We start from the raw sequence: 8740 nt of genomic DNA, 5'->3' as shown, positions 1-8740 counted from the left end.
TTTTTCCCAATCCGAGTTGGGGATTTCAATCCCGTAAAAGAGGCACAAAATATCCATGCCTTTCAATCTACCACCAATTTGTACTTATATTTCTGCGGTAACATTGGGAATCCTGTGAACGGTTACATATTACCTGAGAACGCATCTCTTAACCTTTTTATGTCTGCGGATAGATTCAGAGATCGCAAACATATTACTACCCAGAAAGTTGGTGTTGTCGAACAGTGGAATGAATTGGGGCAAGCTGGGGAAGAGATGAACATTAATTATGCCCATCATCCTGCAAATATGCAACGGCAGCAAATTAATCCCAATGAAGGTATATTGACTAACCCAGTTGAAAACGTAATATTACCTCAGAACGTATCCCCTAACCTATCTATGTCTGCGGATAGAGGCAGAGATAGGGTAGAGTCTTCTTACTTTAGGCAATTAGAAGAATCTGATTTAAGACCTCTATCTGAGCCTATCAATGACCTCACTGTGAAAAATTTGTCAGTTATTGCACGTAGTAGCAAAAAACTCCAAAAGCGATCGCCAGCAGAATATGAAACACCACCTGCTATTCAAGTCACAATTGGTCGGTTAGAAATTCGTAGTGCAGCCCCAGCACCACCTCCGCCTCGACCAAAGCCCCGTCCAGCAGCATCTGTGATGAGTTTGAATGAGTACTTGCAACGACGTGCTAGAAGGGGGTAAGCGATGAGCAACGCTTTAGCTATTGCGGCTGTCACAATTACATTGCGTCACTTGCTCCAGGAAAGGTTTGACGTTGAGAGTTCGGGGGGAATCACTGTGACGACACGACCATTGGATAAGGTGCGAGATAGTACTGTTAGTAGTGGTGACCAAGTTAATCTATTTCTCTACGACACTCAAATCAACCCAGCTTGGCGGAATATGGATATTCCTTCTCAAGTAAAGCCTGGTGAAACAGGAGGGCAGCTTTTGCCGTTGAACCTCTACTACTTGCTGACTGCTTACGCTCAAAATGATGACTTTCCAGAACCTACGAGTCATCGTCTGTTAGGTGTGGCGATGAGTGTTTTTAATGACCATCCGAAGATTACTTCTGCGGATATTAGGGCAGCCTTGCCTACTACCGATTCTTCAGAGTATGACCTTGACTTACAAGAAGAACAGTTGCGAATTGTTTATCAACCGCTATCTGTGGAAGAGGCGTTTAACCTCTGGTCAACTTTTCAAGTACCTTATCGAGTTTCAGCTGCTTATGAAGTGTCAGTAGTGCTGATTGAGAGTAGCTTGTCTGCAAAAACTCCGCTACCAATTATTAGACTTCAATCTGACGATCGCGGCCCAATTCTGCAATCAAACCTATTGTCTCCCTTGCCCACACTAGTTTCTCTGCAATTGCCTAACCAACAAGCTAGTGCGAGATTGGGTGATATTCTCATTCTTAATGGTTTCCACTTAGATAGTGAAAATATAGTTATATCTTTTATTCGTTTAGAAATTTCTCTAGAAGTGCCACCTTTAGCAGAGAGAACGGCAACATATATAAAAGTTCAATTACCTGATGAGCCTGAAAACTGGGCAGCAGGTTTATATTCTGTGGTAGTCAAAGTAACGCCGACTGGCGAACCAAGTCGCACTACCAATGAATTATCTTTTGCCTTAGCACCAAAAATTCTGGATATCATACCACGACAGGCAACAGCAGACGCTAATGGCGAAGTAACGCTTACTCTGATTTTAAGCCCCCAAGTGCGACCAAGACAGCGAGTGGCTTTATTGTTAGGCGATCGCGAAGTGCTGGCTCAACCACATCCAACTCAAACAGATAGGCTGGAGTTTCGGATTGCAGGTGTTACACCGGGTGAGTATTTTGTGCGGGTGCGGATTGATGGAGTAGATAGTTTACTGGTAGATCGCACAGTGACACCGCCTGTTTTCGACCAGAATCAAAAGGTGGTGATTTTATGAACAACCTCGATTGTTGGATAGCAAAGAATGAAGAATACCTAGCAAATGCAATGGCTTGGTTACGCTGGCGTTTATGTGAGCTTGCACAGTTACCTGATATTGAGAAGCCTAAAGTAATAGAAATGGCAATGGCGGAAGGGATGAATCCACCCCCAGCGCTGCTTCTCTTAAGCCAAAAATTAGATTTATCTGACTTTGAACAACAGGTTTTACTGTTATGCGTTGCAATGGAATTAGATCAGGGTATGGCTCGTCTTTGTGCCAGAGCTTTCGATAATTCTCATCAGCCTTATCCTACCTTTGCCTTGGCTTTATCACTATTCGAACAACCTACTTGGGATGCCCTTTATTGGGAACGCCCTTTACGTTACTGGCGATTAATTGAAATTCATCAGTCAGGAGTTCAACCTCTGACTACGAGTGGTTTACGGGTAGATGAACGTATATTAAATTATGTCAAAGGATTAAATTCTTTAGACGATCGCTTGGTATCATTACTGATGACGATGGAAACAGCAGAATGGAATGTAAAATTACCCCCATCTCAAAATGCTCTTGTCGAAACAATTATTCTCCAACTGCACCAAACCCATAAAGAACAACGCTTACCAATTATTCAGCTAGTGGGGGCAGATGCCCTCAGCAAGCAACTAATAGCCCAATATGTAGCAGCCCAACTAGATAAATATATCTATCGTTTGTCAGTGGAATTATTGCCCACCCATACGGGAGAGTTAGAGACGATTGCTCGTTTATGGCATTGGGAAAGCTTGCTATTGCCGCTTGCTCTATATCTAGATGCCCAAGAAATTGACGCTAAACCGACTACAGAAGGACAAGCACTTCCCTTGCAGCGATTTATTACCCGCAGTGGTGGTCTACTTTTCCTTAGCACTCGTGAGGTTAGGCAATTGGGTCTGCCCACAATTGTCGTAGATGTTGAAAAGCCAACAGCCAGGGAACAAAAAACAACTTGGACTGAGGTATTAGGAGGAGTGGCAGATAGTAGTCCGCAGGTTCTGGCGACTCAGTTTAACCTCAATTTAGTTAAGATTGAACAGATTGCCCAGCAAGTGTTAGCCGAAACACCCAACTGTGAAATCCAAAATCGTTTGTGGTCGGCTTGTCTTGCTAGTACTCGTCCGCAGTTAGATACTCTAGCTCAACGCCTTGACCCGAAAGCAACTTGGGATAATATCGTCTTACCAGCAGAAGAGACAAACTTGCTGCATCAAATTGCTGACCAAATCCGGCAGCGCAGCCTAGTTTATCAAGAATGGGGTTTTCACAACCGCATGAATCGGGGAATGGGCATCAGCGCCTTGTTTGCCGGAGAAAGCGGCACAGGGAAAACAATGGCGGCGGAGGTGATAGCCAATGATTTGCAGCTAAATCTTTACCGGATTGACCTTTCATCTGTGGTCAACAAATATATTGGAGAAACGGAGAAAAATCTGCGTCGTTTGTTTGATGCGGCGGAAGATGGCGGGGCGATTCTGTTTTTTGATGAAGCAGATGCATTGTTTGGCAAACGTTCTGAGGTGAAGGATAGCCATGACCGCTACGCCAATATTGAGGTAAATTACCTATTGCAGCGATTGGAGGCTTATCGCGGTTTGGCAATTCTAGCAACCAATCTCAAGAGTTCGCTGGATCATGCCTTTATGCGTCGCTTGCGGTTTATTGTGAATTTTCCCTTTCCAGGTGTGGCTGAACGTCAGGTGATGTGGCAAAAGGTGTTTCCACCAGAGACACCAACACAGGATTTAGATTTTAACCGCTTGGCACGTTTGAATATGACGGGCGGCAGTATCCACAATATTGCTTTAAATGCAGCGTTTCTGGCTGCTGGGGCTGGCACGCCTGTAACGATGCAATTGGTGTTAGCGGCAGCACGGGCTGAGTTTCGCAAGTTGGATCGACCAGTGAATGAGGCGGATTTTCGGGTTTCAGTATCTACGGGGGTTAGGGTATGAATATCAATATTGATATAGAGAAGCTGATTTTAGAGGGAGTGCCGATTTCTCACAGTCAGGCGCGGTTGTTGCAAGCAGAGGTGGAGCATGAATTGGCGAAGTTACTGGCTAATGAAGGTTTACCAGACAACTTGCTCTCAGGTGGGGTAGTGCCCGGTGGTGCGATTCAACTAAAGCCTGGAATTAACACCAGCCAAATGGGGCAACAAATTGCACAAGAAATATATCGAGGAATGAAACCATGACTTGTAAATGTACTGCCCAAACTAATCAGCAGCAAAAAAGTGAGAAACCCCAGGCGAGTGGAATTTTAGAGCGTGCAGCCGTTCGTTCTGTTTCGGAGGCAGAGGTGCAATCAACAGATTATCAGGAAACACAGCCATTAAGTAATTTGGTTTTTTCCAAAGACTTTAGCAGAGTGCCTATTAGCACGACAACGAAAGCACAGGTTAGAACAAAGCGGATAGATTGTCCAGAAGTGCTGAGGGTAAATGAGCCTCTTGCTGGACAGTTAGGTGAAGGTAAGAAAGGACAAGGAGAAGTCAAACAAACGATGCAGTTGAGACCGAAATCTTTCGTGTTTCACCCACTAAACCCCATAAAAAACCCTTTAGTTCCTTCTGACTTTACTGTACAGAGAGTAAAAATTTCAGAAGGATATGATACACAGAAAGAGGAAGACATAGAGAGGATACGAACCTATCTAAAGACGATGACTTATCAAGACTTGATGCAGATACGAAGTATGTTGGATCCAACAAATAGACTAGATGCCTCACATATATACTTCATTGATTATGAGTTGCATAAAGGACATATGTTAACAGAGATCAAGGAAAAAAACAGAGAACACGGAGGTATATTCACATCAGCGGCAGTTTTTATCAATGGAAAATTAATAGGTAAAACAGAACCGAGCTTCCAGAGGGATAGTAGCACTCAATATTACATGTATTCTGACGATAATAACCTGACGAATTCCGAAAAAGAGGAGGAAGAAGATTCCAAGAATGACAGTGAGGTGGCGACTCTAGAAGAAGCTTATAACATAATAGTTCATAACCATATGCAGCAGGAGGAAAGCAATCAAACAAATCAAACTAAAATACACATTGTTGTTGCGGGGACTAGTGGGCCATGTGACGGATGTAAAAAACGATTGGAGAGGTTTGTTAACGATGTTCTCCAATTAGTGCCAGAGGGAGGAGAGGTGAGTATAGAAAGTGCGTATCTCAACGCAAACATAACCCAAAGGAGAAAAAATAAAAGAACACAATACGGTTATACAGACGAAAACGAGGAGAAATCATTGTACGACAGCAGTCGTTACTACAATAGGAAAAGCGTGGTACAAAGGAGAGTAGAGGAGGAGACGGAAAACCAAGGAAAAAAGAGAAAGCAGAGCGTAGAAGCAAAGGAAAGTAAAAAAGGACTGCCAAAAAACTTAAAAGCTGGTATAGAAAAGCTCTCCGGCATGAAGATGGATGATGTGCTCGTCCACTATAATTCAGCAAAGCCAGCATTGATGCAAGCGTTAGCGTACACGCAGGGGAAGGAGATCAATGTGGCACCAGGGCAGGAAAAACATCTGGGGCACGAAGCATGGCATGTTGTGCAGCAAAGGCAGGGAAGGGTAAAGCCAACGAAGCTAGCCAAGGGAGTGGGAATAAATGATGAACCTAGTTTGGAGAAAGAAGCGGAAGAGATGGGGGCGAAAGCAGTTAGATTAGTGGGCAAATGGTGGTAAGTAGCTAGAGTTCGCCAAGTGAACTTGGCGGGGTAAAGGGTAAGGAGAAAAGGATTAAAAACCTTTCCCCTTTACCCAGCCCTCACCCAGCATTTTTGGGTTGGCAGATCACTAGGGAGGGAGAAGGAATTAAGCTCAAATTGTAACTTAATGTTGGATAACGCTTACACTTAACCTAATCTACATAAGAGTGCGATCGCCCGATCTTGTAGCAAAGTCTTAAAAATGGATCGCTCATATATGAAGGTTGATGAGGGTGCGATCACGCCATTATTTGCTAGTTCAACCTAACCTCAAAGCGATCGCTCATGCAGGAAGGTTGATGAGCGTGCGATCGCGTCATTATTTACTGATTCAACCTGACTTAACGGGACTTAAACAAAAGACAAGAGTAAAAAAGGGTATAATGCTATCTCAGCGTAGCTTTCACGTTGAAAAAGCTCATGAAAGAAACTACCCCCGCAGCCATGCCGCCATGCTTTGAAAGATGGTGTCAAAAATTTGATGATGTGTTTAGTCATAAGGCTCAAAAAAGAGAGTTTAGACACTATATAGGGGGATTATTGGGTGAAAGTGAGAGAAAAAATTTATATCAGATGGCAGAGAATGCCATAGGGGTGACTTACCACCGATTACACCACTTCTTAACTGAAGCACCCTGGTCTAGTTGCCAAGTGAACGAGCGTCGGTTAGAGATCATGAACAAGTGTAGTCAGACGAGAATCAGTAGAGGGTTTAGTCTCATAATTGATGATTCAGGCCAAGTGAAAAAGTGGTAATTTTACCGATGGAGTGGGATTCTGTATATCGGAGAAATTGGCAAAATAGATTTAGGAATAGTAGTGGTAACAACGCATTTGTATGATGGGAGAAAAAGCTTACCATTAGATATAGAGTTATATCAGCACGCTGATTCATTAGCCGCAGGTAAACAAGACCGCCTATTTGAGAAGAAGCCAGAATTAGCAATTAGATTAATAGACCTGACATTAAGCCGTGGTTATCAACCAGGAATAGTCATTGTAGATGCTGGATATGGTAACAATACAAGTTTTTTATTAAAGTTAGAAAATCGTCAACTCAAGTATTTAGGAGGATTGGCTAAAAATCGCAAAGTGATTCTCAATGATAACAATAATATTCCACAAAAAATGAGGCTAGATGAATTAGCACAAGCGTTACCACAAGAGGCTTTCACGAAAATTAAATTCCACTTAGATAAACCCAAAACATTATGGGTAGTAACTAAAGAAGTAGAGATATCAGGTCTAAGTGGAAAGCGAAATATTGCTATCGTTATGAATGCTGCGACTTTCTCAGAAGCCACTGATATTGACTATTTCATCACCAATGTTTCCTCGTCGATTGTTACACCAAAATGGATAGTTGATACTTATAGTCACAGAAATTGGGTTGAAGTATTTTATCGAGAAGCTAAAGGTTGGTTAGGCTTAAAAGAATATCAAGTCCGAGATAAAACAAGTCTACTACGCCATTTTATTTTAGTTTTCTGTGCCTATACTTTCATTCTTTGGCATCAGTTGACTGGTGGGTTACGACGAAGGTGGGCTAACAAACTTTTACTGAAGCTTTAGAGGCTTTTAGAACAGCAATGTCTTATCGATTTTTCGATTGGTTAACCCTTAACCGTGACCTGTTTGCTGCTTATAAAGCCAGTTTAGGCTTTATTTGGGCTTAATTTTTGTTTAAGTCCCGTTAAAAGCGATCGCCTACGCATAAATATTGATAAATGTGCGATCGCCCGATCTAGTAGCGACATTCTTAAAAGTTTAAAAGTCAACAGATGTGAGGGAAAGTCCAGAATAATGCTCATTAAAAAACTTGGCCAGAGACTCAGCTTCAGATTGACTAATTTTCCGTTCACCATTAACCACTTCCCTAACAATCTCAACAGAGCCAAAAACCCGGACTAAAGAAGTTGGCTTCACATCAAATTCATGCATCAGGGATTCCAAAGTAGCCACAGGTTTTGATTCACCTATAAAATAATGACATGACTCGTAATTCTCAATCAGAAGAACCAACAATTCAAAAAGCGCAGTTTCAGCCTCTGTCAATTCACCAGACATCATCCCCTCTACTACTTTTAAGACTCTGTTATACTCCTGTTCTGTTTTAATTGGCTTAGGCTGATATTGGATCAGTAACTCAGTGTAGGTTTGTTGACTAGAAGTAGGGGTCATCTTTCCACCTTTCTTTATCGTATTCAGGATGGGTAAGAACGTATTTAATAAAAACTGTCTGGCTGGAATATCTAATGTCTACAATCAAACGATAGTTATTACCTTTGATGTTAAACACTGTAAAGTTACCAACCGCTTCTGCCTTCGGATATCTTTTCTGAACATCCACTAAATTAGACCAGTTTGCTTTAGACGTAAACTTGTACCAGTCATTAAGAGCATCTTCAGAATCAGCATGTTGAACCCAGAATTCCCGCAATTTAACTTTGCTGATTACGTGCATCTCTAAAGTTAGAAATTTGTGATAATCATAGCATTGATTGAGGGTAAGAGCGTGCGATCGCTCCCATAGCAAACTCGAACTAATCTAATTAATCTTTTATCTCTCACCAAAAAGCTTATGTTAGACTCTATTCTCACTTCTGGCGATCGCGCCATGTTCAACCCCACCTTTGGCAAAGCAACAGTTATAGTCCCTGCTGCTGGTGTGGTCTTAACTGGTACTGGCATACCAACAGTTAAGAACAAGAAAATTTGCATTGTTGGTGACGAGAAAAAAGTTATTGTCCCTCGTTGTTCTTACACGAGTCCGCCAAATATCACCCCCGGTATAGGAACACTTTTTATTGAATCTTTAGCTGCCAATCAAAAAGCCAGAAAAGTTAAATCTAAACGAACAGCAGTATTGCTCAAAGGTACTACCTTCATAGCGAAATTCCAAGTTACGACGCCAGCTCAGACACGTAACCGTTCACAGGATTCCCAATGTTACCGCAGAAATATAAGTACAAATTGGTGGTAGATTGAAAGGCATGGATATTTTGTGCCTCTTTTACGGGATTGAAATCCCCAACTCGGATTGGGAAAAA

9 protein-coding genes and 1 pseudogene are annotated in these 8740 nt (G+C 42.2%); 8 read left to right on the top strand and 2 right to left on the bottom strand.

The window, feature by feature from the left end; all coding sequences use genetic code 11:
• The 7 genes and pseudogenes from LC586_RS38550 to LC586_RS38520 form a co-directional block, all read left to right on the top strand.
• Positions 1–699, top strand: a 699-nt coding sequence (locus LC586_RS38550) for a hypothetical protein (RefSeq protein WP_229491087.1), incomplete at its 5' end; no start/stop codon positions are given.
• A 3-nt stretch (positions 700–702) separates the two neighbouring features.
• A complete protein-coding gene (locus tag LC586_RS38545; RefSeq protein ID WP_229491086.1) occupies positions 703–1944 on the top strand; it encodes a Pvc16 family protein in 1242 nt (413 codons plus the stop codon).
• Entirely contained in the window at positions 1941–3920 is a 1980-nt protein-coding gene (locus LC586_RS38540; RefSeq protein ID WP_229491085.1) for an ATP-binding protein, read from the top strand. Before LC586_RS38545 ends, LC586_RS38540 begins: the two co-directional genes overlap by 4 nt.
• Positions 3917–4165, top strand: a complete 249-nt coding sequence (locus tag LC586_RS38535) for a hypothetical protein (RefSeq protein WP_229491084.1) — start codon at positions 3917–3919, stop codon at positions 4163–4165. Before LC586_RS38540 ends, LC586_RS38535 begins: the two co-directional genes overlap by 4 nt.
• A complete protein-coding gene (locus LC586_RS38530; RefSeq protein ID WP_229491083.1) occupies positions 4162–5667 on the top strand; it encodes an eCIS core domain-containing protein in 1506 nt (501 codons plus the stop codon). Before LC586_RS38535 ends, LC586_RS38530 begins: the two co-directional genes overlap by 4 nt.
• A gap of 256 nt (positions 5668–5923) precedes the next feature.
• On the top strand, positions 5924–6151 hold the full coding sequence (locus LC586_RS38525) for a hypothetical protein (RefSeq protein ID WP_229491082.1): 228 nt from the start codon (positions 5924–5926) through the stop codon (positions 6149–6151).
• A pseudogene (locus LC586_RS38520) lies at positions 6111–7262 on the top strand (IS701 family transposase). The gene LC586_RS38525 and the pseudogene LC586_RS38520 overlap by 41 nt, the downstream one beginning before the upstream one ends.
• 195 nt (positions 7263–7457) lie before the next feature.
• On the opposite strand, the gene LC586_RS38515 reads toward LC586_RS38520, so the two are convergent.
• Entirely contained in the window at positions 7458–7871 is a 414-nt protein-coding gene (locus tag LC586_RS38515; RefSeq protein ID WP_229491081.1) for a helix-turn-helix domain-containing protein, read from the bottom strand.
• Positions 7855–8154, bottom strand: a complete 300-nt coding sequence (locus LC586_RS38510; protein ID WP_229491080.1) for a type II toxin-antitoxin system HigB family toxin — start codon at positions 8152–8154, stop codon at positions 7855–7857. Before LC586_RS38510 ends, LC586_RS38515 begins: the two co-directional genes overlap by 17 nt.
• Before the next feature lie 117 nt (positions 8155–8271).
• Here LC586_RS38510 and LC586_RS38505 point away from each other — a divergent pair, with 117 nt between their 5' ends.
• Positions 8272–8673, top strand: coding sequence for a contractile injection system spike tip protein (locus tag LC586_RS38505; RefSeq protein ID WP_229491079.1), 402 nt, complete (start codon positions 8272–8274; stop codon positions 8671–8673).
• Positions 8674–8740: the final 67 nt, after the last annotated feature.

The organism is Nostoc favosum CHAB5714 (assembly GCF_020829495.1).
Taxonomy (GTDB): Bacteria; Cyanobacteriota; Cyanobacteriia; order Cyanobacteriales; family Nostocaceae; genus Nostoc; species Nostoc favosum.
Note: the sequence above shows the minus strand (reverse complement) of the source record. Positions and strands in the feature narration are given on the sequence as shown.

Excerpts from the sequence above, each read along its gene's own strand:
- LC586_RS38545 (WP_229491086.1), top strand. The coding sequence starts at position 703 with ATGAGCAACGCTTTAGCTATTGCGGCTGTCACAATTACATTGCGTCAC.
- LC586_RS38540 (WP_229491085.1), top strand. The coding sequence starts at position 1,941 with ATGAACAACCTCGATTGTTGGATAGCAAAGAATGAAGAATACCTAGCA.
- LC586_RS38535 (WP_229491084.1), top strand. The coding sequence starts at position 3,917 with ATGAATATCAATATTGATATAGAGAAGCTGATTTTAGAGGGAGTGCCG.
- LC586_RS38530 (WP_229491083.1), top strand. The coding sequence starts at position 4,162 with ATGACTTGTAAATGTACTGCCCAAACTAATCAGCAGCAAAAAAGTGAG.
- LC586_RS38515 (WP_229491081.1), bottom strand. The coding sequence starts at position 7,871 with ATGACCCCTACTTCTAGTCAACAAACCTACACTGAGTTACTGATCCAA.
- LC586_RS38510 (WP_229491080.1), bottom strand. The coding sequence starts at position 8,154 with ATGCACGTAATCAGCAAAGTTAAATTGCGGGAATTCTGGGTTCAACAT.
- LC586_RS38505 (WP_229491079.1), top strand. The coding sequence starts at position 8,272 with ATGTTAGACTCTATTCTCACTTCTGGCGATCGCGCCATGTTCAACCCC.